Source organism: Shewanella yunxiaonensis (assembly GCF_018223345.1).
Lineage (GTDB): Bacteria > Pseudomonadota > Gammaproteobacteria > Enterobacterales > Shewanellaceae > Shewanella > Shewanella yunxiaonensis.
This window is the reverse complement of the sequence record NZ_CP073587.1, coordinates 3,362,785-3,386,076: the sequence shown is the minus strand read 5'-3', so window position 1 is coordinate 3,386,076 and position 23,292 is coordinate 3,362,785. Positions and strand designations below refer to the sequence as shown.

Here is a 23,292-nt window from a genome sequence, read left to right as displayed (position 1 = left end):
AATTGATCTTGATCAAAAACAAAAATTTAAATTTAGTTAGTGCTTGAACCTTATATAAGGTATGTGTCATCTTCCCATCGAATCTTCACTACGGCATAAATTTTCAATGATGCGAAACTTGCTGTTACTAACAACACTGGCAATGATGCTGATCAGTCAGGCGCTCGCGCCAAGACTGGTTGCTGCTATGCCTGTGTCACAGCAAATGTTCGCTCAATCCCATACCCAAGAAGCTCATGCCAATATGGCCTGCTGTCAGGGGAAAATGGATTGTAAACATTGTAATTCAGCGGCAGATAACTGTGGTCAGGTAGGAAATTGTGCCAATCACTGCAGTAATTTAATCTCTGTCATCACCCCTATCACCGCTTTACAGTCACAACCTATGTTGGCTCAAGAAATTTCTTGTCCTACATGGAGTGTACAGACTGCTACTGTTGGCGTCCAAACACCACCGCCTAACTACCTGTAATTCTTTTTAACATTTTGTTTTAAAGGCTTAATGCCTAAGTAACTACTGTTTATAGAATTTTAGGAGTACGGTCATGTTCTCAAAAACTACTTTAGCAACTATTGCTGCATCCGCTTTATCTTTGTCCACTCTGTTCGTTGCACCACTCACTCAGGCCGCGCAAGTCTCTTTGCCAGATGACCTGCAGGTACTCAGTATCGATGGGCACTCAGACAACAACACCAGTGACACCTTGCAACTGAACAAAGGTTCTCATGTTCTGGTAGTTCGTTATCGCGATCTGTTTTCTGGCATCACTGCAGATGACTCGGCCACTTGGGTTAAGTCTCAACCACTCTATCTGCAGTTCTCTGTCGATACCCAGAACGTTGCATTGACTACCCCAACACTAGATGACGTTGCTGATGCGCAAACTTATCTAAAACACCCTTATCTGGATATCACTACCAATAAAGCAGACAGTCGCCGATTTTCTTTACAGCCTGCAGCTAATGTGATTGCAGATTTGTTGGCAGCTCAACGCTGAGCATTCACGGAGTTATCGAGGCTCGGCGTGGTGTTGTGATATCACAACTTGTCACACTTAACAGTCAATAGTCCCCTGACGCGAAGATGGGCAACATGTTGCAAAGTGCTTCCCGACACGACCCACCATCATCGCAATGACTGCAAGGGATACTGCAACAGGGACTATTGTCTGGTGACATTTGTGACAAACATAAAACTAGCTGCCGGTTCCTGGCCGACAACTAGGGTGTTTGAAACAGCTGTCGCTACGCCGGAGCCTCATTTCCGATTAACAGATAGTCGTCCGGATATGAATGCACGATGTGACTAATAAACTGTGTTCATTACTGGAAGTTAACTAAACACTTACTTAATAATTTTCTGGTGATCACTGTCTTTCTTAGCAGCCTCACCAATCTCGGAGTCAAATATGAAATCTTTAACAACACTGGTTTTAGCGGCTTTACTCGGCATAGGTTCCACTGGCTACAGTTATGCGGCAGATACCGCTACCCATGAGCATAATCACGCTACTGCTGAACAAGCACAGGTCTATCACTGTCCGATGCATCCGGAAGAAACGGGTCACAAAGGCGATAGTTGCCCGATTTGTGGCATGAAAATGGTTCCGGCTGACACTCAGGGTAAAAATACTATGCCAAATATACAGATGAAGGAAAAATCTGCGACACCAACCACCAAGGCCAACACTGATATGCACGATATGTCGAATATGAACATGCATCAGCAGTAATTCGATAATCGTTGGAGATAAGGCATATGAGCAATAAATATTCACGTCGTTACCTAGCCTGTGTATTGAGTCTGATACTGGCAACAGGCTCTCAGTGGAGCCTACATGCACTGGCGGCAACAGATGAACACCAAGATCATCAGCACCAGACTGCTGCGGCTACCCAGGGAGAATATTATTGCCCAATGCATCCGCAAGAACGCAGCGACAAGCCAGGTCGCTGCCCTATCTGTGGCATGTTTCTGGTGAAAGACGAAGCAACTGAGCCCAAACAATCACCGGCAACATCAGCGACAGCAATGCAGCATGCGAATCCGCAAGCAATGGCCCTGCAAACATCGCATGATCATGCGCAGATGGACATGTCACAGGGCAAGGATAAAACCGCGACGATGGATATGTCCGTAAAGCCAACAACTGCCAAACAAGTGGCCAATGTGCAAAAGGTCTTCAGTAGTGTCGACAAAGCGCAGCCCTCTCACGGTGGCACCATTAAATATGTCTGCCCGATGCATCCACAGATTGTCAGTGATACCCCCGGAACCTGTCCTATCTGCGGCATGACCCTAGAAAAAGTGGAGATGGGGGGACATCAGGATACGGTTCAAGTCAACGTGTCAGGCCAGATGCAGCAAGCGCTGGCACTCAAAGTCGCCAAAGCCACCCGACAAACCATGTGGCGCTTTGTCGATACCGTCGGCGAAGTCGGCTATGACGAAAGCCAGATCACCCACATTCACTCGCGCGTTACTGGCTGGGTAGAGAAGCTCACAGTGCAATCTGAAGGTGACGAGATTAAAAAAGGACAACTGCTCTACGAAATCTATTCGCCGGATTTAGTTAACGCACAGGACGATTATCTGTTGGCGCAAGATACGCTCAAGCGCTCCGGTAACAGCGACCGTTATCAGGAATTATTGCGTAAAGCAGGAACGCGACTGGAGCTGCTGGGATTAAATCCAGAGCAGATTAAGCAGTTAGCTAAAACGGGCAAAACGCAATTCCGCGTACCTTTTTATGCCGAGTCCAATGGTTACGTGAAAAATCTCGATATTCGTGACGGTATGTATTTGCAGCCATCAACTGAAATTCTGTCAATGGTGGATTTGGATAAGGTCTGGGTGATAGCCGACGTGTTTGAAAATGAACAGAGCTGGCTGGCGGTAGGTCAACCGGCGGAAGTCAGCATTCCCGCCATGGGGATAAAGGGCCTGCAAGGGAAAATTGATTATATCTATCCCGAGTTGGATCCGGTGACCCGCAGTCTGCGGGTGCGCGTCGTGTTGCCAAATAAAGGCGAACATCTGCGCCCCAATACCCTCGCCAAGGTATCCCTGTTTGGCGGCGCGAACGAAAATGCGCTGGTCGTGCCACAAGAAGCACTGATCCAGACCGGTAAAGAAAACCGCGTCATTGTGAAAACCGCAGACAACGATTTTGTCGCACGCCGGGTGGATGTAGGGATGATGAGCCGCGGCATGGTGCAGATCCTCAACGGTCTCAGTGACGGTGAAAACGTGGTGATTTCCGGCCAGTTCCTGTTGGATTCTGAAGCCAGTCTCAAAGGCAGTTTGATGCGTCTGAGCAGCCAGCATCAGGAGGCACATAATGCTGAAGACCATCATTGATATGGCTATCCGTCAGCGCGTGATGGTCCTCATCATCGCGTTGATTGTGGCAGTGCTGGGCATTCATGCGTTACAAAAAACGCCGCTGGATGCCTTGCCGGATCTCTCGGATGTGCAGGTCATCATCAAAACCTCTTATCCCGGTCAGGCCCCCAAGCTGGTAGAAGATCAGATCACTTATCCGTTGTCGACCGCCATGTTAGCCGTCCCGGGGGCGAAGACCGTCCGCGGTTATTCCATGTTTGGCGACTCGTATGTGTATGTGATTTTTGAAGATGGTACCGACATCTATTGGGCGCGTTCACGCGTGCTGGAATACCTGAGTCAAATCAGTAGTCGGCTACCGGATGGCGTCCAGCCGTCGCTGGGGCCCGATGCTTCCGGTGTCGGCTGGATTTTCGAATATGCATTAGTCGATAAGACCGGCAAGCTGGATCTGTCGCAACTCAAGAGTTTACAAGACTGGTACTTGAAGCTGGAATTACAGAGTGTCCCTGGGGTTTCCGAAGTCGCCACCGTTGGCGGTATGGAGCAGACCTATCAAATCGTGCTCGACCCGGACAAACTGGCCATCTATAAGCTAGACATTGCCAGCGTGAAATCTGCCATTACCAAGGCCAACAGCGAAGTCGGTGGCTCAGTGGTCGAAATGGCGGAAGCAGAATATATGGTGCGCGCCAAAGGTTATCGTCAGACCCTGAAAGATTTTGGTGAAATTCCGTTAGGTATTGCCAGTCCATCCGGAACCCCACTGTTGCTGCGCGATGTTGCCACCATTCGTAAAGGTCCCGCGGCCCGCCGTGGAATTGCCGAACTTGATGGTGAAGGCGAAACTGTCGGCGGCATTATCGTGATGCGTTATGGCGAAAATGCCCTGGCAACCATTAAAGCCGTCAAGGCCAAACTGGAACAGTTGAAAGCTGGTTTACCGGAAGGCGTCGAAATCGTCCCAACCTATGATCGTTCACACCTGATCCAGAATTCTGTCGATAACCTGGTCCACAAGGTCATTGAAGAGATGGTGGTCGTCAGTTTAGTCTGCCTGCTGTTTTTGCTGCATGCCCGTTCGACCCTGGTTGCCATTTTTACGCTGCCAATGTCGATTCTGATGGCCTTTATCGTCATGAATCACATGGGAGTGAACGCCAACATTATGAGCCTAGGCGGCATTGCCATTGCGATTGGTGCGGTGGTCGATGGTGCCATTGTCATGATCGAGAACATGCACAAACATCTGGAACATTTCCGGCATGAACATGATCGTGCACCGCAAGGCCCTGAACACTGGCAAATAGTGGCGGAAGCTTCCAAGGAAGTGGGGCCGGCGTTATTTTTCTCACTGCTGATTATTACCTTGAGCTTCTTACCGGTGTTTGCGTTGGAAGATCAGGAAGGTCGGCTATTCACACCGCTGGCCTACACCAAAACCTTTGCTATGGCGTCAGCGGCGATACTTTCAGTCACGGTAGTGCCCATTCTGATGGGGCTATTTATTCGTGGCAAAATTCCTTCTGAAACGGCCAACCCCATCAGCCGGGTGTTAATCGCCGGCTATAAACCGGCATTAAATCTGGTATTGCGCTTTCCTAAGGTGACGATCCTGGCCGCCCTAGTGGCGCTCGCAAGTGCCTGGTATCCCGCCACCCGAATGGGCAGTGAATTTATGCCCAGCCTGGAAGAAGGCGATCTGTTGTACATGCCCACCACGCTGCCGGGGATCAGTGCCGGTAAAGCCGCAGAACTGCTACAACAGACGGACCGGCTGATCAAAACCGTCCCCGAAGTAAAACGGGTATTTGGTAAAGTTGGCCGCGCAGAAACCGCCACTGACCCAGCACCACTGACGATGCTGGAAACCACCATTATGCTGAAGCCCAAGGAGGAATGGCGTCCCGGCGTCAAACTGGAAGACGTGATTACGCAATTACAGAAAACGGTCAAAGTCCCCGGCTTAACCAATGCCTGGGTACAACCCATCCAGACGCGTATTGATATGCTGTCTACCGGGATCAAGACACCGGTTGGCATCAAAATCACCGGTGACAGTGTCGATGAACTACAACGTATCGGCGCACAAATTGAAGCCATTTTGTCGCAACAACCGCATACTCGCTCGGCATATGCAGAACGCGTTGGCGGTGGTCGTTACATCGACATTACGCCAAAGCTCGATGTCGCTTCACGCTATGGCATGACCCTGAGCGACATTCAGGACATTGTACGTTACGCCATTGGTGGTGCCGATGTTGGCGAATCGGTGCAGGGCGCTGAGCGCTATCCGATCAACCTGCGCTATCCCCGAGATTTACGTGACAATATTGAAAAGTTACGCGATTTGCCGGTCATCACCAAATCCGGTAACTATCTGCCACTGCGCAATCTTGCGGATATCGAAATCACCGACGGCGCGCCGATGCTCAAAAGTGAAAACGGACGACTGATCTCCTGGGTATTTGTGGATATCAGTGGCACGTCTATCGGTGAATACATCAACACCGTGAAGCCCATTCTGGCCAGCCAAGTGAAACTGCCGCCGCGTTACAGCTACAGTTTTGCCGGTCAGTATGAATATATGCAGCGGGTTGCCGACAAGTTAAAACAGGTTATTCCGATGGCGCTCGCCGTCATCTTTATTCTGTTGATGCTGACCTTTAACTCCGCATTACAGGCCAGCATGATCATGTTATCGCTGCCATTTGCATTGGTCGGCAGTACCTGGGTGCTATATGCCCTTCATTACAACATGTCTGTTGCGGTCGCGGTGGGGATGATCGCGCTCGCCGGAGTGGCGGCAGAATTTGGGGTGGTGATGCTGGTGTATCTGGACAATGCAATTAAGCATCGTCAGGACAATGGTATGTATCAAAGTGTCAGCGACCTGAAAGCAGCCTTGATTGAAGGCGCAGTAATGCGCGTACGCCCCAAAGCCATGACGGTAGCGACCATCTTCTTTGGCTTGTTACCTATCATGTGGGGGGCAGGTTCGGGCAATGATGTGATGCAGAAAATTGCTGCACCTATGGTTGGCGGCATGATCACCGCGCCGGTATTGTCCTTGTTTGTACTGCCAGCGCTATATCTGCTGATATATCGTCGTAAGTTACCTCAGACATTGAGTTAGGCTTATATTATCTAGCACTAAAAGAAGGCCAGTCAGTAGGTTACTGACTGGCCTTCTTGTTAACCTGAGTTTTTATTGTTCAATACAAATCAACCACCATTACCCATCATGCCATAGTGGCCGCCACTTACCATGCCACACTGCATCACTGTTTGGGTGCCACCGGTGGTACCGGCATCAATTGTCACTGAACCAGCATCCGCAAACATAGTGAATGAGCCATTTGTGGTGTCATCTGTGGTTGGATTATCCAAATCCCCCAAACAGCTATAACCTACGCGATATGTTCCGGCTGGCAGATAGCCCATCGCAAAATACCAGTTTCCCGCGCTATCTTGTTGCATCGGCGCAACCGCAACCGGAGCCACACGTCCATCGGTTGGCGCAGCATAGACATCGCCCATCTGCGCCAGACTAGTCACGGTATCAGGATAGAGGTATGCCATATGGCTGAACATGCCACTGGTGGGCGTTAAGGCGGCATTAGTACTTTCACAACTTGCAATCCACTGAGGGTCCACATTACCCATCAGATGGCCCATTGACATATTATTCACAGACCAGCTGCCATCATGACTGAGGCTATAGTTATAGTTGCTGTCGTGATTAAGCCCCATATACAGCCCCACTTCCATCGTGAAGCTATATTGCTGAGCCGCCGCAACAGAGAAATCCATCAATGGCAGTTCATCATCCTGTACTTGCAATGCGTGAATGCCCTGACCGTCTTCTACATAGCAACCATTGTTGCCGTCACCTTGCACCACCGTCATATAGACATCATGGTAGTCACCGACGGGAATACTCAGACCATCAACGACATTGATACTGTCACTGCCCTGATAATCCATCAAGTTAAAACGCATATCGCCCAGTGAGTAGCGATGTTCAACACCAGAGGCATCGGTCATCACTAATTCGTGTAATTGTAATCCTACTGTAGTCACGCCACTCATCGGTGAATCTGTCAGTGCGACGGTAACAGAGCCAGTTTGTTCCGGAGTGGTGGGGTTTGTGGGGGTAACACTATTATTGCTGCTACTGCCGCTGCCACCACCACAAGCGGTCAGTAGTGCACAGGCCGATAAAAATAACCAACTGCGGTACATCATCTTCATCTTCTTCTCCAGAACCCTTTAAAAGTGTGGGTACACGGTCAGATCATCTTGTTACGGGTAAATAAATGTAATGATTTGTGTCAATGTATTTAAATATGAAAATAATCTTAAGAATGGATTAACCTTAAAAATATAGCTGATCAATATGTGACCGATTACACAAACCCGTAGTAATGCCTGATTGTTGCTATCCTTATTACCTATACGTGGGCGCACATCACTCACTTAGGAGGAAAACCATGAAGAAACTACTTACAACGCTTGTTTTGTCTGCTTTGCTTACCGGTTGGGCATATGCAGCAAACGATACGATGGCTGGTCAAGGGATGCAGAATGGCATGATGATGGGGCCAATGAGCAACGAACAAATGCAGGACATGCACAAGCAAATGGGAAATATGCAGTCGATGATGACGGATATTAAAGCCGAAAAGGACCCCAAAAAGCGCAGTCAGATGCTGATGCAACACATGGCGGCCATGCAACACGGCATGCAAATGATGATGGGATCAACTGGCGGCGACCAAAGTCAACATCAAGGTATGAATGGCATGGATATGGGTCAGCGCATGAACATGATGGAGCAGCGAATGAGTATCATGCAGATGATGATGGAACAAATGATGGAGCATGACGAACAGATGCAACATCATGATCAGTAGTAGTCTGTAGGCTCCGCATACTGTACTTTTAAGGGTGCCTAGACGTGCTCTTAGATATTCAGCCACAATTAGCTGACACCGAATTCTGAACGCCCTCAATGGTATACGGAGCCGCTGCTGCTTTCATTTCAACATACGGCCTACCCAATATCCCACCCTCATTAGCCAGCCATCATATGTTTGCATAGGCCCAAATTTTAAAATCAACGAGTCTGTTCATCTGAGTTCCTGTTCCCTAGCGGTGCATATGTTCATGATCACTCTCTTCCTCCATATCATCATCAGGCGGTGCTTTAGTGACCATCTCTCGATATTGTGCAGGACTTAAATCCGGGAGTTTCATTAAGAATGCCACCATGCTCCAGATGGTAGGATCGTCATGGTTAAATCCCCAGGCAGGCATTGCACTCATTTTTATGCCATGTTTAATCACCCAAAAAGCCTCATTGGGTGCAACGCGGTGAAGCGACAGATTAGGAGGCTGAGGATAGAGCCCTGGACGTATTTCTGAATGGGTCATATCGGGGGCAAGATGGCATTCTGTACACATAGCGGCATATTGACCTGCGCCCTTTAAGATAAGAGCAGGGTCATCCAAATTAGGAACCCTAATCCCTTTAGCATGCTGCTCAATAGAGCGTTGGCGTAACACATTTAAGGCTTTATACACTGGCTGTATGTGCGGCTCATCTGCGCCGATGTTATAGATACCTGAATATATTACCGCAGTGCTCACAAGACAAATTAGAACAAGAAATGACACAAAAATGAGCAAGTAATGTTTGATAAAATTCATCATTACGTAACCATATTATTTGACATTATAGACAAAAGCGATTGTTGCCATACAACAAGTTAAACATCAGATAATGTCCAAAGTAATAGGTTAGTTGAATTTTAAGAGGTCAGTGCAAATATTGTTATTTAGGTGATGATACACCCAGCGACCAGGGCAAGATCACGAACATAATTTGAGCTATTAGACTGACATTCTCCCAAAGGGCTGGACGGTTCATACTGGCTGTGATCTTATACTCTCTTTTGTGGAGAGCCCTATGAACTCCGGTGCATTTCAACAGTTCTTTAGTACCTTAGAAGACCCTCGTCAGTCAGCCAAAGTCGAGCACCTATTCACTGATATTTTATTCCTCGTGGTTTGTGCCTCAATAGCTGGAGCACAAGGCTGGGAAGATATCGAAGATTTTGGCGATCTGCACTTTAACTGGTTTATCGAAAAAGGCCTGTTTAAGAATGGGTTACCTGTTCATGACACTATTGCTCGAGTCGTATCGAGAATAGATAGCGATCAGTTTCAGCATTGCTTTATCGACTGGATGAAGTCTGTTGTGGAGTTATCTGAAGGTCAGCTTATTGCGATAGATGGTAAACGGCTATGTGGTTCATATAATCGCCAGAATAGACTGTCAGCCATCCACATGGTAAATGCCTTCGCAACAGAAAATAATGTCGTGCTTGGGCAAGTTAAAACCGAAAGTAAGTCCAATGAAATTACCGCCATTCCCGCATTACTGGCGCTGTTGGATATTAAAGGTTGTCTGATATCGATAGATGCTATGGGATGTCAGACAGATATCGCTGAACAAATTATTGAGCGCGGTGGTGATTATTTGCTTGCCGTAAAAGGTAATCAAAAAGCGCTGCACGATGCCGTTCGTAAAGTTCTTTCCAGCGAGATTAACGAAGAAGTGCTTTGCTTAGAGAAGCAGCACGGACGTAACGAAGCCAGAGCCTATTGTGTTATGGACGCAGGCAGCTTAGCCGACGCCTTCCCAGAATGGAAAGGGCTTAAAAGTATCGGTGTTGCGCTGAGCTATCGTCGAACGAAAAGCGGTAATGAATCCCTTGAGTACCGTTATTACATCAGTTCAGCCAAACTGAGCAAGGCCCGTTTTGCCAATGCGGTACGCAGCCACTGGGCGGTTGAAAATAGCCTGCATTGGGTGCTGGACGCGTCGATGAAGGAAGACCAATGCCAAATATATAGAGGCAATGCGGCGGAGGTATTGTCCGGAGCAAGGAAGATAGCGTTGAATATGCTCCAAGCGGAAACAACTCGAAAAATCAGTATTCCACGCAAACAGAAGCGTGCACACGGTAGCACTGATTATCTGGAGCAGGTACTAACAGCAGGTTTAAAGACGTTGGGTGATATTTAAGCATTCATGCTCTTACCCTGACCCAGCGACAAGCTATTAAATCTAGATGCAATTCGCCTTTGATTGACGGGCTGTGGAGGGCAAAAGCTACACCAATTAGTTTCAACGATATGACTAATTGTGTCAGTTCAACGGAAATCCATAATTTGACATAAATAATTGGATTTTTAACACACTTAACTCGCCGTTATCTGCTGAAATACATTTAAGGAAATAAGAAAGCTGTACGTAATTTTCGAGGTGACTTATGAATGGGTTATACGGCTATAGTTTGGGATTTAGTCATTTTTTCATGATAATCATTTGGGTTGCAATCTTAGTTGGCATTGTTTGGCTTCTGTTATCTGCGAAAAGCTATCATTCTAACGCATCTGAAACTCCGCTGGATATTGCAAAAAAACGTTATGCAAAAGGTGAAATTACCAAAGAAGAATTAGATGAGATAAAGCGTAATCTTTGAATTTATCCACTACGCCGTTATCATGACAGAGTCGCTACAAATATTGGTAGCGACTTTGTGACAATACAAAATCTTATTCGACTATCCAACCAATGTCCAAATACTCTTGTGTCTTCGAAACAAATTTAGGGGCAAACCTGAGTTATTCATCCTCCACAATGTAGAAAAGCAACAATTTTATATCACATAACTAAAATTACGAATTTTGGAATTATCTTAATTTTTTGACACCAATTCTATAGATTATGTATTTATAGAGTTAGTCACTGGCATTCGCACATTTGATTCCTGTGATAAAACAGATAAATAGAGTCCCTCCAATAATGAAGACCAAATCGCTAATCTCATAGGTATTACCGATGTGAATTTGATAAAGCATAACGGGACAAAATAGGATAACAGTAGCCAATACTTGCGAAAAAAAACCTATTACAAATAGCTTGCTACTGCTGAAGTCTGTCTTCCTAGAGCAGTAGGCTATAGACCCTGCCCCTACTAATGAAAGTACTATCATTAGAATTAAATTCATATTCTTCCTTGTGCACATTATTGTGAATCGCCCATGTTACTCTATTCATTCTGTATTATTACGTGGTAAGACGCTAGCATCTTCAAGACTCTGTAGCTAAGCAAAAATTTCGTCAACTTTAAGCATGCAGAGTTAGTTACCAGCAGCGCGGATAAAGCGAAAAGGGGCAACCTTCAGTTCTAATCACCATACTCGGACAAGTACAGCTTTACTCCCAGATTACCCATAATAGCCATTGCTTTTGGGGATAAAATTGCACCTCCACCACAAGCGTTATCTCTGATGGAAAAGCCAATATCTACTATGTAATTCGAAGGTGTCAAATTTAGCGGATTAGAAAGTAACCAAATTTCCAACTCTTTAATTTGAGTAGGAAGATCCCAGAGATCTTTAGCAATTTCAGCGAGCAGTTCATTTGATGATTCATTTTTAATATAAATAGGCATCATTCCCTCTTGTCACAATCACCATTGATACTGCTTTGACTTTGTAGCATTACTAAAATTTGGTCAATGGTTTGGATCTAAACTTGTCGGCAGAACATTGTGCTGACTTAGAATGGGGCAAAAATAAGATAGCTATTTTGGCGGTACCGCCACTAGGCTGTGATTTATTGGCGATCAAGCAGCATAACGCCGGCAGTTGCCGGCGTTATGACTATTCGATTTCCTGACGTAGATACTGGAACAGTTCTCGCGCAGATTTTGACTCTGGGGTCTTTTCTAACTCTTTCTTGGCCTGACGCACCAGCTGTCTGAGTTTCTGTCTGTCCAGATGTGGTTGTTCATCCAGTAGTTGCTGAATGGCCTCATCACCTTCTGCCAGCAGTTTATCGCGCAGTTTTTCAGTAATTTGATCCTGTGCGGCAACTTGGTTGGAACGGTTCGTTACTTTATCCAACGCCTGTTTGACGGCGTCCAGGTCAACATCGCGCATCAGTCGGCCAATATATTGCACTTGCCGCCGATAGGAATCGGTATTGACCTTAATGCGTTTGGCTAATGCCAGTGCATCCAGCATAGTCTCATCCAGCGGTATACGTTCTAACTGACCTTTGCTCAATCCCAGGAGCTGCTTTCCCAGCTCCTGCGCCGCGGTACTTTCCCGCTTGAGGGCGGATTTACTGACGTAATTCTCATCATCGTCATAGGGCTGTTTCATTTTTTCGGAGTCATCGACGATTTTCATGGCACTTAACATCTCTATTTGGCTACTGCTGTTAATTGTAACATTGTCGCTGAGGCGCGTCTTGTGGTGGATTTTTACCGTTTGATTGCCAGTTTGCGCTGCGAATATCAGCAGTGTTTGTTATGCTAGGCAACATGTCTTCAAAGAAGAGTATTGTTGTGTCTGCAAATTTTATTGATGGTGAACTGCAGTCCCTGAAAGATGCAGTCGCTATGGCGCTGGAGTTTGCCCAAGGGTTGGGCGTGAACGCTGCTGAGGTAGCAATCAGTAAACAACAGGGATTGAGTGTTTCCTCGCGGTTGCAGGAAGTGGAGACCGTCGAATTTAATAAAGACGGCGCCCTCGGTATTACCGTGTATCGCGACGGTTGCAAGGGCAACTCTTCGACTTCGGATTTATCCGCCGAAGCGATTCGCGAAGCGGTAAAAGCCGCAGACAGCATTGCCCGTTATACCAGCGAAGATCCCGCCTCTGGCTTGGCAGAAAAAGCGCTGATGGCGACCGAGTTTCCGGATTTGCAGTTGTATCATCCGCGACATACGACTCCGGAAGAACTGGCACAATTAGCGATTGCTGCCGAAGCCGCTGCGCTCGGTCGCGACAAGCGCATTACTAATTCCGACGGTGCTTCGGCTAACGCCCACAATAGCGTGCGGGTTTATGGCAACAGTCATGGCTTTTTGCACGGGTATTGCAGCAGTCGCTACAGCCTCAGTTGTGTTGTGATTGGCAGTGATGATAACGGCGATATGCAGCGTGATTACGATTACACGGTAGCGCGTCAGTTTGACGATATGCTGGCGGCCGATTTAGTGGGTGTCAGTGCCGCCGACAAGACCCTCAGTCGCCTGGGGGGGCGCAAAATCGCAACGGGAAATCTGCCCGTGCTGTTTGCCGCCGATGTCGCTACTGGTTTGATGGGGCACTTGGTCAGCGCTATCAGTGGCTCAACACTTTACCGTAAATCCAGTTTTCTGTTGGATGCCTTGGGCCAGCCGATTTTTCCCGAATGGCTGGCAATTCAGGAACAGCCCAAATTACAAGGTGGCTTTGCCAGCGCCAACTATGACAGTGAAGGGGTCGCGACTCGCGATCGTTTCATTGTTGAACAGGGCGTGTTGCAGAGTTATCTCCTGACCAGTTACTCGGCTCGCAAGCTAGGTATGGAGAATACCGGTCATGCCGGTGGTATCTATAACTGGACCGTGAGTGATAGTGGTAAGAGTTTTCAGGAGCTGATCAGCACTATGGATAAAGGGTTGATCGTCACTGAGGTGATGGGGCAGGGTGTGAACACGGTAACCGGGGATTATTCTCGCGGTGCTGCCGGTTTCTATGTGGAAAAGGGTGAAATCTGTTACCCGGTTGAAGAGATCACCATTGCGGGCAATTTGCGGGATATGTACCGCAACATTCAGGCAGTTTCTAGCGATCGCGAAATGCGCTCGTCAATTCGTACTGGGGCTATCCTGCTCGACAGTATGAAGATTGCCGGTAGTTAATACTTGAATGTGAAGGAAAAGGCGCCGATTGGCGCCTTTTTTAGTAGGGGTCTAACTGCTGCGCTCTTGGCAACAACTGCCGGGTATAGTGTTCCTGAACCAGGCTAAACGGCGTGTTATCACTGCGGTAAATCACCGCTTGATGTTCCAGCACAAATACGGGCAATGCCCCTTCATCCGGCCATAACGGATTATTGCTCAAACTACGGCGGAAAAAGCCCGCATCCCTGGCAATGCTTCCCAGCGGTTTGTTGTGCTCAGCGAGCGTTTTTGTCATTGCTGGCGTCATCAAATCGGTGCGATACCAATGATCAAATACGGCGATGACCTTACCGCCACAAATAAAGCGTTGTTTCAGGTAATTGACGGGGGTTGATGGCGAAATTTTAAGCGTATCATAGACATCCGCAGGTGCCTGACGTTGGCGTTTGTCTTCCTGTTCAACGGTTAATTCTGCAGTGTCCGCCAGTTGCCTGTGGCACCAATGTCCAAGTGTAGCGGGGGCGTTTTTAGTATGCACCAAGCGCTGATTCAGTTGGGTCAGCATTTCTGCTGCGGTCATCAATGGGGGAATGCTGACCGGAACCGCATGGGCTGGCAGCCACCAACATGCGGTGAGGGGACACAAGCACAACAAACTGCAGCGTAGTAATCCTTTAATGCCAACGGCCATCAATTATGAACCTTTAATCGAAAGTAATTATTGAGTTCGTTTCTTGCAGCTTTGCAGAAAAACCCAGCGATCTCTGTTGGATCGTTTAATCTGTTTGTCCAATTTAAAACAAGCGGCGAGAGAAATACAGTCCGGAATGTGCCATCAGAATGAATATTTTTAACAACCATTTAGTCGCCGACGGGTAATAAGGTCGCGATTGTTCCAAAATGACGCGTTGCAGTTTGTCCGGTAAACTGCTGGTGTTTTAGGAAAAATTGGGTATTATTTGCGCGATTTTGAACAATCGGCTGTTAGCTAGGTCCAATGGGTGACAGTAAGCAATAGGAGCCAATATGGCAAAAGATGTACAAATGCTGCCGGCACATGATGTAGGCCGCGGCGAAATCAAAGACAATGCGCTGAAGGCATTGGTGACCAGTCAACTGTTTCGCTGCCGGACGGAAAAAGCCAAAAAAGGCAAAGGCGCATTTCAACGCCAACAACGCAACCAGAAGGGGCAAGCTTACAAGGGCTATGCCCCTTCTGATTTTTATGGGCGGCTTAACTAACGGCCACTATCAATTTTTATCATAAAAAAAGCGCACCCTGAGGCACGCTTCCTTCTAACGCTATCGTTTATTCGGCTTCAGTTTCATCTGGCATATCAACCAGCTCGGCCCACAGATCATGTTCATCAGAGTGCGTGATTACTGCCCGTACCAAGTTCCCCGGTTGCAGCTCGGTTTCATCATTAATAAACACCATGCCGTCGATTTCGGGGGCATCTGCATAACAGCGGCCAATGGCACCTTCTTCATCGACATCGTCGATCAGAATGTCCAGCTCACGGCCCACCAGGCGCGCCAGCCGTTCTGCACTGATTTCCGCCTGTACTTCCATAAAGCGGGCATAGCGGTCTTCTTTCACATCTTCGCTGATTAATTCTTCACCCAAATCGTTGGCAGCAGCGCCTTCCACTTCTGAGTATTTGAAGCAGCCAACACGATCCAATCGGGCTTCTTTAAGGAAATCCAGCAGCATCTGGAAATCTTCTTCAGTTTCGCCGGGAAAGCCCACGATAAAGGTAGAACGGATCACCAGATCTGGACAGATCTCGCGCCACTTACGGATGGCCTCTAACTGACGGTCAATGCGCCCCGGGCGTTTCATCAGTTTGAGAATGCGTGGGCTGGCATGTTGCAGCGGCAGATCCAGATAAGGCAGGATTAAGCCCTGTTCCATCAGCGGGATCAGCTCATCTACCCAAGGATAAGGGTAAACATAATGTAGGCGGATCCAGGCCCCCATATGACCAAGCTGCTTTGCCAGCTCGGTGATGTTCTGTTTAACCGGCATGCCGTTCCAGAACCCGGTGCGCCCGGCTTTATCTTTGCCATAAGCAGAGGTGTCCTGACTCACCACCAGGATCTCCTGGACGCCGCTTTCTACCAGGCGTTTGGCTTCGTCCAGCACACTGCCGATATCGCGACTGTCGAGGTCGCCACGCAGTGAAGGAATGATGCAGAAAGTACAGCGGTTATCGCAGCCTTCGGAAATTTTCAGATAGGCGTAATGCTTGGGGGTCAGTTTGACGCCGGTCTGTGGGATCAGCGAGGTAAACGGATTATGGTCTGGCTTCGGCACGTATTTATGCACATGATTCAGAACCGCTTCATAGCTATGTGGGCCGGTAATTTCCAGCACATCAGGATGGACTTCGCGGATCTGATTTTCTTTTGCCCCGAGGCAACCAGTTACTAATACTTTGCCGTTTTCTTCCAGTGCTTCGCGGATCGCATCCAGCGACTCTTCCACCGCCGCATCAATAAAGCCACAGGTGTTCACAATCACCAAATCGGCATCATCGTAGGTATTGGTGACTTCATAACCATCAATGCGCAGTTGGGTCAGAATGCGTTCTGAGTCCACCAGGTTCTTGGGACAACCCAGACTGACAAAACCAATACGATTACCGCCAGCGGTAGCGTCAGACTCCACGGTGGTCTGCGCCAGTGTCTTGGCCGGTGTTTCCAGTGTGGTGGTCTGTTTGGGGTCAAAAGTTTCTACAGGATTTTTCAAGATTGGCATTCCGCTGTGCTGTTAAAACGCCGCCGGGTGTGCCCCGGCGAAGAAGGCGGCGATTATACCGCAGCCAGCTAAAAGGTACAGATCAGTTGATTAAAAAACACCCTGAAGCGCAGCTGAATGAGTCGTTGATTGCACTTGCCAAATATCACCGCTTTGCTAGCGTAGACACCGGATTTACAACCAAAGGAACACTCTGATGAACAAGGCGATGTTACCGGGAATGGCATTAGCATTGGTGTTGCCAATGCTGAGTCTGGCAGATGATGTCGGAGCCCAAGAGCGGCCGTTATTGGAAACGGTAGGCGTAAGTCAGATTGAAGTTGAGCCGGATCTAGCGGAGGTCACGGTGGAGGTGGTTATTAAGGCGGAACAAGCCACCGACGCTAAACAGCAGGCGGATAAAGCGGTTGCGGCATTTATCGGACGATTGCAGCAGGCAGGGGTCAGCAAAGATAAAATCAGCAGTGCCAATCTCAACTTGCAGCCGCAATATGTCTATCCGGAGCGCGGCGGTGACGCAAAGTTGTCGGGCTATCGCGCCAGTCGCTCTGTGACCTTAGAAGTCCCGATTGAGCAGCTGAATCCGGTGCTGGATAACGCGCTGCAGGAAGGGATTAACAGCGTGCGACAGATCAGTCTGAAATCCAGTCAGGAAAAAAACATGCGCCTGCAAGCGCGAGCGGCGGCGATAAGTGATGCTAAACATAAGGCGGAGGCGCTGGCGACCGGATTCGGTGCCAAACTCGATGGTATCTGGTCGATTCGCTATTTTGATCAGACGCCAATGCCGGTACTCAGTGTCAGTCGCAAAGCAATGATGGACAGCGCTGAAAATCAAAGTTACCAGTATGGCAAAGTGACTTTCAGCGATCGGGTTGAGGTCAGTTATAAGCTGAAGGATTAATCATCAGTGGGGGCTGCGGGGGTTGGCAGTAGCCGTTGGTAAAAGGCCAGATCCAGCCAACGCCCGAATTTAAAGGCAACCTGCGGTAAGGTTCCCGAGTGACTGAATCCTAGTTTTTGGTGCAGAGCGATGCTGGCAGTATTGGCGGCATCTATGGCACCCACCATCACATGCAGTTGCTGTTCTGTCGCCAGTGCAATTAAACGCTGCATCAGTGCGGTAGCAATTCCTTTGCCGTAGTGTTCAGGCGCAACGTACACTGAATGTTCGACAGAGTATTTGTTAGCGGGATAACCCCGAAACGGTCCGTAGCTAGCAAAGCCCAACAGTTCACCGGCGTCATCAACCGCTGCAATCACCGGCCAATGGCCACTCTCTTTGGCGGCAAACCACTGCGCAATGCGTTGATTGTCTCGTGGATGGTATTCGTAGAGGGCCGTGGTGTTGGCGATGGCAAAATTAAAAATCTGCTGAACTGCATTGCCATGTTGGGCATAGTTGCAGTGAATGAGTTGCATAGCGGTCTCCGATGGGACTATGCCCAGTGTGGCTGCTATTATGCCACAGCTAAGCAGTGTCGAAACCAGGGAAAACGTCTATTTAGCTAGGACTTAACACTTTGTTGCGTCCCTGGCGTTTGGCTTCCAGCAGTAACCTGTCGGCGGTTTCAAATGCGGAGGTAATGGTGTCTTCACTGCCGATTTCCGTCACGCCGAAGCTGCCGGTGATGGGAGCGTGCAAGCCTTTTATCTGTATCTGTGGTAATGAGGTTCTTAAGCGTTCAGCGGTGGCGATCGCATCGTTGATATCGCTGCCAGGCAATAGCAACAAAAACTCATCACCGCCAAATCGCCCTAACATATCAGCCTGACGTAACTGCGATGCCACTAAATTTGCCAGCGAAATTAACGCAATATCGCCAATGGAATGACCAAATCGGTCATTAATTTGTTTGAAATGGTCAATATCAAATACCACCAGTGAGATGGGGTGTCGGTAATAGCGAGCGCGTTGGATCTCTAATTCCGCCTGGGGAAAGAAATGCTGCCTGGAATAGGCTTGAGTCAGAACATCTTTACGGGTGAGTTCCCGCAATCGGTTGTTACTGGACGCCAGCACGGGGATCAGTAAGCCAAAATAGCTACTGGCGGCGAGGACACTGATGGAAAATTGAAAAATGAGCGCGTCTTCACCCAGTGCCAAATATTTCATCATTACCGCGGTTAAGCAGCTCATCAACGCAATACTTATTCCACTACGAAATGGTGTTTCCGTGTAAACAATCCACATCTGCGGAATACTCAGGAAAAAAATGGCAAATGCCATTTCCTTTATGTGAAATGCCGCGGTGAGCATCATTACTACCACAATCAGCACCGCCGCACTCAAGAGTTTCAGCACAAATTCCCAAACTGAGCCCGGAGTTTGTCGTAACCCAAGCTCACTCACCCAACCGCCACAACGAGGGTATACTCTGCGTAAGATGCCGAGCATCAGTGGCGTGAGTACGATAATGCCTAACAGATCTCCCACCCATAGCGGCAACCACAGCTGGCGACTTTCAGGCGAGTTTTGTACTACGCCACTTATCATTAACGCTGTCTGAGTGAGATAGCTGGCCAGTAATGCCGATGCGGGTCCAATGATTGTAAATGCCAGCAATAACGAGGGTAGCTGATGGTGATCCCGATGGCTGATTAACCACTTAAGCAGGCTGGCACCTAGGGTATAGGCCGAGATATGTGCCAGCGCAAACAGGGCGCCGGTTTCTAATAACTGATGGACCGGCAAATGGGTGGCATAATTTGCATCCTCCCAAAAAGTCACGGCGATGCAGCAAAAGGCAATGGCGGGAATCGCCCGAATGCCCAGCAATAAAATCGCTGAAAATGTCACCCCCGCAGGCGGAAACCAGATGCTGGCGTGGGGCTCATATTCCATCAAGGATGACACCTGCCAGAGCAACAGCCACATAAGGATCAGTAACAGATCGCTCAACACTGGCCAACGTACCAATGTGGTATATATCCAGACCTTTCCTGGTGGCGGCTCGAACTCCATATTTTGTGAAGGAGGTTGCTGCAAGTCTATACTCTGAGGGCCTTGAGGTCGGGCTTTGGCGGCCAGACGCTGGAACTTAGATACAGAGTGCCGGTTTTATCGGCTGATAACAAGATTGTTACCTTTAAATTCGTTCACTTCCGTTATCAGCACTGGCAGCGTTTGCTATTGCAGCTGTCATAAGGTGCTAACCGTGATTGAACACGCCGTCATTAAGTCGTTGAATTGCACTACTGTTTAGTGACAACCGCTAGGGGGAATAATTCGTGGATTTGGATATTTATCAGGTAGATGCCTTTACGCTTCAGCCCTTCAAAGGCAATCCGGCTGCAGTATGTATTACCCAAGCCCCTCTGGATGTATCGCTGATGCAGTCAGTGGCCAATGAAATGGCGTTATCGGAAACGGCTTTTCTCAGTCTGGATGACTGGCGTCTGCGTTGGTTTACTCCTGATACTGAAGTGGCTCTCTGCGGTCATGGGACTTTAGCCACCGCCCATGTTTTACGGCAGCAAGGGCTACTAACGCCGGGAACGAGCGTTGTGTTCCATACACTTTCCGGACCCCTTATCGTGACTGCAGAAAAATCGCAATTGACGATGGATTTTCCGCGGGCGACTTTGGATTATCAAGTGCCACTACCGCCAACGTTGTTGCAAGCCCTGTCGCTGAAACCTGCGGATGTGATTGCCAGCGCCGCATTTGGCCAGAAGCTGTTATTGGAACTTACCGAAGAAGCAACGGTGGTGGCTCTGACTCCTGATTTCACTGCCCTGAAAAATATCCCTGGAAGAGGGATTGTGGTGACAGCGATAGCGGGGCGTCGGCCCGAAGATTTTGTCAGTCGCTATTTTGCACCTTGGGTTGGGGTGAACGAAGATCCAGTAACCGGCTCTGCACACTGTGCGCTGGCAGTATATTGGGGCCAAAAATTAGGGCTTGAGACCATGACTGGTTATCAGGCTTCTGTTCGTGGCGGCGTAGTGCGGATGCAGCTGCAAGCGCATGGTCGGGTCACGTTAAGTGGCGATGCCGTGACGATATTGCAGGGAACCATGACGGTATAACCCATAAAAAAGAAACCCGTCTTGCGACGGGTTCCTCATAATGTCCGATCCGATTACCTTACTTTGAAGCGCTGCAATAACTGCTTCAGTTGCGTGGCTTCCTGCAATAGTTCTGCTGCGGAATTTTTGCAATCGCGGGCATTTTCACTGTTACGCTGCGTAACACCATCGACCTGATTCAATCCGGTAGTGGTTTCATTAATCCCCTGAACCTGCTCCTCAGACGCAATGGCAATACTGGCAACCAGTTCTGATACCTCGCCGGTGCTACGACGGATCTGTTCCAGAGCTTCGGCGGTGCGTCTGGAGATCTCAATACCGGATTGGGTGTTAGCGGAACTTTCATCAATCAATTTGGCGGCATCACTGGCCGCATCGGCACTGCGTTTGGCGAGTTGTCTGACTTCATCTGCCACCACGGCAAAGCCACGACCTGCGTCGCCCGCACGGGCTGCTTCAATGGCTGCGTTCAATGCCAACAAGTTGGTTTGAGAAGTAATTTCATCAATCGCGTTAATGATCTGGTGAATGCGTTCACCCGATGCATGGATGGCTTCCATCGCCGCCACCATTTCGCCCATGTGTTCGCTGCCTGTTTCGGCAGCGGTCGTTGACTCGCGGGAGATACGATTAGCTTTATCCGCATTGTCAGCATTAGCATTCGTCTGGCTGGAGATTTCAACCATCGCCGCCCCCATCTGCGTGATCGAGGAAGCTGATTGCATCGCACCATCTGACAACACTTCGCTAAGATGCGACACTTGGGTCGAGCTGCTACCAATGCTGTCGGCACTACGCTGGATTTGACTGACCAGTTGACTTAGGTGGCTAACCATCTCCCGCAGCGCTAATCCGAGCTGATCACGTTCAGACGCCAGCGCTACATCAACGGTGAGGTCGCCTTCGCTGATCTGCTTCGCCAGCATCGCACGTTGTAACAGGCTGGTGCACATCTGGTTGAGTGCGCTGGAAAGCTGACCAACTTCATCGGCAGATTTATGCTCCATTTTCTGCGAAAAATCCCCGTCCTTGATGGTCAGTGCCAAATCGACGGCGCGGCGAATAGGTCGGGCAATATTGCCAGCGGCAACCCATAAGGCGGCCAGTGCCAGCAATGTCACCACGATGCCAACCACAAATTGCCAAGTAGTAGTGCTTTTACTGTTGGCACTGAGTTCATCATTCAGAGCTAAAGCTTCGGCAAGGACCTGAGCTTTTGGCACTGAGATCATTACTGCCCAGGGTTTGCCAGTGTTACCCATGACGATCGGCGCAAGTACACTCATATTTTCACTATCGCTCCAGACCCGAGATTCACCCTGTTGTACTTGTTTTATCAATGAATCTGCCTGATCAGACGACATTATCTTTGACAGTGGCTGGCCGATATCCTGCGCATGGCTGCTGCTGGCGACCAAGAGTCCCTGATAGCTGATAATGGAGACCTTGCCACTGCCGCTATAGAGTTCCTGTTGCAGTTTATTAGTGAGTGTTTGCACGAACGTCAGGTCATAATCGACCCCGACGACGCCATAGAATTTACCGTTAGATACGATAGGGGACGAGATAGTGGCCAGCCAGACTTGTTTGCCCTGAACAATATATGGGATCGGATCGAGGACATTCTGCTGTAAGGTTGAACGGGGGGTACTGTACCAGCCCCCTTTTAACACGCCGTTTGGATGGCGGCTGTCAGTGTCATATTCAACCAACGGTTGCACGGCAATATTACCTTGTGCGTTGCGGGTCCAATAAGGTGTAAACCTACCGGTTTGCGGATTGTTGCCATCTTCGCTACTGATGAAATCGCTATCACGCCCATCCAGTCCGTTGGGTTCCCAACAGCTATATGTGCCATTTAAATTTTTATTTTTGGTGAGCACATTGCGCAGTATCTCATTAACACTGCGACGGCTGAGTTGTACTGCGCCGGAATTGGCATGCACCAGTTCAAAACTGCTGGCAAGTGTCCCAGAAATATCGAGTGCATGTTCAAATTCAGTGGCGATGGTGTCAGCGCGTTCACCTGCCAGTGTTTGCAGGCTCTCACTGGCTTGCTTTTCGACCAACGGGCTAACCCGAGCGGAGACCAAAGACTCGGTATTCTTGGCGGAGAACAGCGCATAACCGATTAGTACGATAGCGGAACCCAAAAGGCATATCCCTGCCACAGTTGCAATTTTTCCCTGGATGGAAGCAATTTTCATCTAGTTGTACCTTTGGGATTGGATTTGGAAAGTTACCGCGGCTGCGGCAACCTAAAGTGTGATTGATGTTTGGCAATTTGCCAGATTATTTATTGAGTTAACTGCTTATGAGCATTTGCAGATAAGTTGCCTTGGCAATGATTGAAACCTTTTTGCAGATAAAGCAGTTTTATGCCCAGCAGTTGCCATTAT

Annotated in this window: 21 protein-coding genes; 12 read left to right on the top strand and 9 right to left on the bottom strand. The window is 48.6% G+C overall.

The window, feature by feature from the left end:
- Positions 1-106 precede the first annotated feature (106 nt).
- From KDN34_RS15425 to KDN34_RS15405, 5 genes are all read left to right on the top strand, one after another.
- Positions 107-472 carry a hypothetical protein gene (locus KDN34_RS15425; protein WP_212594589.1) on the top strand — a complete coding sequence of 122 codons (366 nt, stop codon included), beginning with the start codon at positions 107-109 and terminating at the stop codon, positions 470-472.
- Positions 473-545: 73 nt separating this feature from the next.
- The gene (locus KDN34_RS15420; RefSeq protein WP_212594588.1) at positions 546-998 is read left to right on the top strand and encodes a DUF2057 family protein; all 453 of its coding nucleotides are present in this window, start codon (positions 546-548) and stop codon (positions 996-998) included.
- A gap of 411 nt (positions 999-1,409) precedes the next feature.
- Complete coding sequence (locus KDN34_RS15415; protein WP_228730365.1) at positions 1,410-1,733, top strand: heavy metal-binding domain-containing protein; 324 nt, start codon at positions 1,410-1,412, stop codon at positions 1,731-1,733.
- Between the two features lie 26 nt (positions 1,734-1,759).
- Complete coding sequence (locus tag KDN34_RS15410; protein ID WP_212594587.1) at positions 1,760-3,361, top strand: efflux RND transporter periplasmic adaptor subunit; 1,602 nt, start codon at positions 1,760-1,762, stop codon at positions 3,359-3,361.
- Complete coding sequence (locus KDN34_RS15405; RefSeq protein ID WP_212594586.1) at positions 3,342-6,482, top strand: efflux RND transporter permease subunit; 3,141 nt, start codon at positions 3,342-3,344, stop codon at positions 6,480-6,482. Before KDN34_RS15410 ends, KDN34_RS15405 begins: the two co-directional genes overlap by 20 nt.
- Positions 6,483-6,571: 89 nt before the next feature.
- On the opposite strand, the gene KDN34_RS15400 is transcribed toward KDN34_RS15405, so the two are convergent.
- Entirely contained in the window at positions 6,572-7,600 is a 1,029-nt protein-coding gene (locus KDN34_RS15400) for a DUF4382 domain-containing protein (protein ID WP_212594585.1), read from the bottom strand.
- A 239-nt stretch (positions 7,601-7,839) separates the two neighbouring features.
- Here KDN34_RS15400 and KDN34_RS15395 point away from each other — a divergent pair, with 239 nt between their 5' ends.
- Complete coding sequence (locus KDN34_RS15395) at positions 7,840-8,262, top strand: hypothetical protein (RefSeq protein WP_212594584.1); 423 nt, start codon at positions 7,840-7,842, stop codon at positions 8,260-8,262.
- Between the two features lie 235 nt (positions 8,263-8,497).
- On the opposite strand, the gene KDN34_RS15390 is transcribed toward KDN34_RS15395, so the two are convergent.
- Complete coding sequence (locus KDN34_RS15390) at positions 8,498-9,061, bottom strand: c-type cytochrome (RefSeq protein ID WP_212594583.1); 564 nt, start codon at positions 9,059-9,061, stop codon at positions 8,498-8,500.
- 256 nt (positions 9,062-9,317) lie between these two features.
- On the opposite strand from KDN34_RS15390, the gene KDN34_RS15385 reads away from it, so the two are divergent.
- On the top strand, positions 9,318-10,439 hold the full coding sequence (locus KDN34_RS15385; RefSeq protein ID WP_212593832.1) for an ISAs1 family transposase: 1,122 nt from the start codon (positions 9,318-9,320) through the stop codon (positions 10,437-10,439).
- Between the two features lie 247 nt (positions 10,440-10,686).
- Positions 10,687-10,899, top strand: coding sequence for an SHOCT domain-containing protein (locus tag KDN34_RS15380; RefSeq protein WP_212594582.1), 213 nt, complete (start codon positions 10,687-10,689; stop codon positions 10,897-10,899).
- Positions 10,900-11,607: 708 nt separating this feature from the next.
- Here the strand turns inward: KDN34_RS15380 and KDN34_RS15375 are convergent.
- Both KDN34_RS15375 and yjgA read right to left on the bottom strand, forming a co-directional pair.
- Positions 11,608-11,877, bottom strand: coding sequence for a hypothetical protein (locus KDN34_RS15375; RefSeq protein WP_228730364.1), 270 nt, complete (start codon positions 11,875-11,877; stop codon positions 11,608-11,610).
- A gap of 208 nt (positions 11,878-12,085) precedes the next feature.
- Positions 12,086-12,616, bottom strand: a complete 531-nt coding sequence (gene yjgA, locus KDN34_RS15370) for a ribosome biogenesis factor YjgA (protein ID WP_212594581.1) — start codon at positions 12,614-12,616, stop codon at positions 12,086-12,088.
- A 158-nt stretch (positions 12,617-12,774) separates the two neighbouring features.
- Here yjgA and pmbA point away from each other — a divergent pair, with 158 nt between their 5' ends.
- Positions 12,775-14,118 carry a metalloprotease PmbA gene (gene pmbA / locus KDN34_RS15365; RefSeq protein ID WP_212594580.1) on the top strand — a complete coding sequence of 448 codons (1,344 nt, stop codon included), beginning with the start codon at positions 12,775-12,777 and terminating at the stop codon, positions 14,116-14,118.
- Between the two features lie 40 nt (positions 14,119-14,158).
- Here the strand turns inward: pmbA and KDN34_RS15360 are convergent, their stop codons facing one another.
- Complete coding sequence (locus tag KDN34_RS15360) at positions 14,159-14,791, bottom strand: hypothetical protein (protein ID WP_212594579.1); 633 nt, start codon at positions 14,789-14,791, stop codon at positions 14,159-14,161.
- Positions 14,792-15,126: 335 nt separating this feature from the next.
- Between KDN34_RS15360 and KDN34_RS15355 the strand changes: the two genes are divergently transcribed.
- Positions 15,127-15,342 carry a ribosome alternative rescue factor ArfA gene (locus KDN34_RS15355; RefSeq protein ID WP_212594578.1) on the top strand — a complete coding sequence of 72 codons (216 nt, stop codon included), beginning with the start codon at positions 15,127-15,129 and terminating at the stop codon, positions 15,340-15,342.
- A 67-nt stretch (positions 15,343-15,409) separates the two neighbouring features.
- Here the strand turns inward: KDN34_RS15355 and rimO are convergent, their stop codons facing one another.
- Positions 15,410-16,861, bottom strand: a complete 1,452-nt coding sequence (gene rimO / locus KDN34_RS15350; RefSeq protein ID WP_212594577.1) for a 30S ribosomal protein S12 methylthiotransferase RimO — start codon at positions 16,859-16,861, stop codon at positions 15,410-15,412.
- Positions 16,862-17,057: 196 nt separating this feature from the next.
- On the opposite strand from rimO, the gene KDN34_RS15345 reads away from it, so the two are divergent.
- Positions 17,058-17,765, top strand: a complete 708-nt coding sequence (locus KDN34_RS15345) for an oxidative stress defense protein (protein ID WP_212594576.1) — start codon at positions 17,058-17,060, stop codon at positions 17,763-17,765.
- On the opposite strand, the gene KDN34_RS15340 is transcribed toward KDN34_RS15345, so the two are convergent.
- On the bottom strand, positions 17,762-18,283 hold the full coding sequence (locus KDN34_RS15340; protein ID WP_212594575.1) for a GNAT family N-acetyltransferase: 522 nt from the start codon (positions 18,281-18,283) through the stop codon (positions 17,762-17,764). The genes KDN34_RS15345 and KDN34_RS15340 overlap by 4 nt on opposite strands.
- Positions 18,284-18,365: 82 nt before the next feature.
- A complete protein-coding gene (locus KDN34_RS15335) occupies positions 18,366-19,850 on the bottom strand; it encodes a sensor domain-containing diguanylate cyclase (protein ID WP_212594574.1) in 1,485 nt (494 codons plus the stop codon).
- Positions 19,851-20,092: 242 nt separating this feature from the next.
- Here KDN34_RS15335 and KDN34_RS15330 point away from each other — a divergent pair, with 242 nt between their 5' ends.
- A complete protein-coding gene (locus KDN34_RS15330; RefSeq protein ID WP_212594573.1) occupies positions 20,093-20,893 on the top strand; it encodes a PhzF family phenazine biosynthesis protein in 801 nt (266 codons plus the stop codon).
- A gap of 53 nt (positions 20,894-20,946) precedes the next feature.
- On the opposite strand, the gene KDN34_RS15325 is transcribed toward KDN34_RS15330, so the two are convergent.
- Positions 20,947-23,100: a methyl-accepting chemotaxis protein gene (locus tag KDN34_RS15325; protein WP_212594572.1), complete on the bottom strand. Its 2,154-nt coding sequence runs from the start codon at positions 23,098-23,100 to the stop codon at positions 20,947-20,949.
- Positions 23,101-23,292 lie beyond the last annotated feature (192 nt).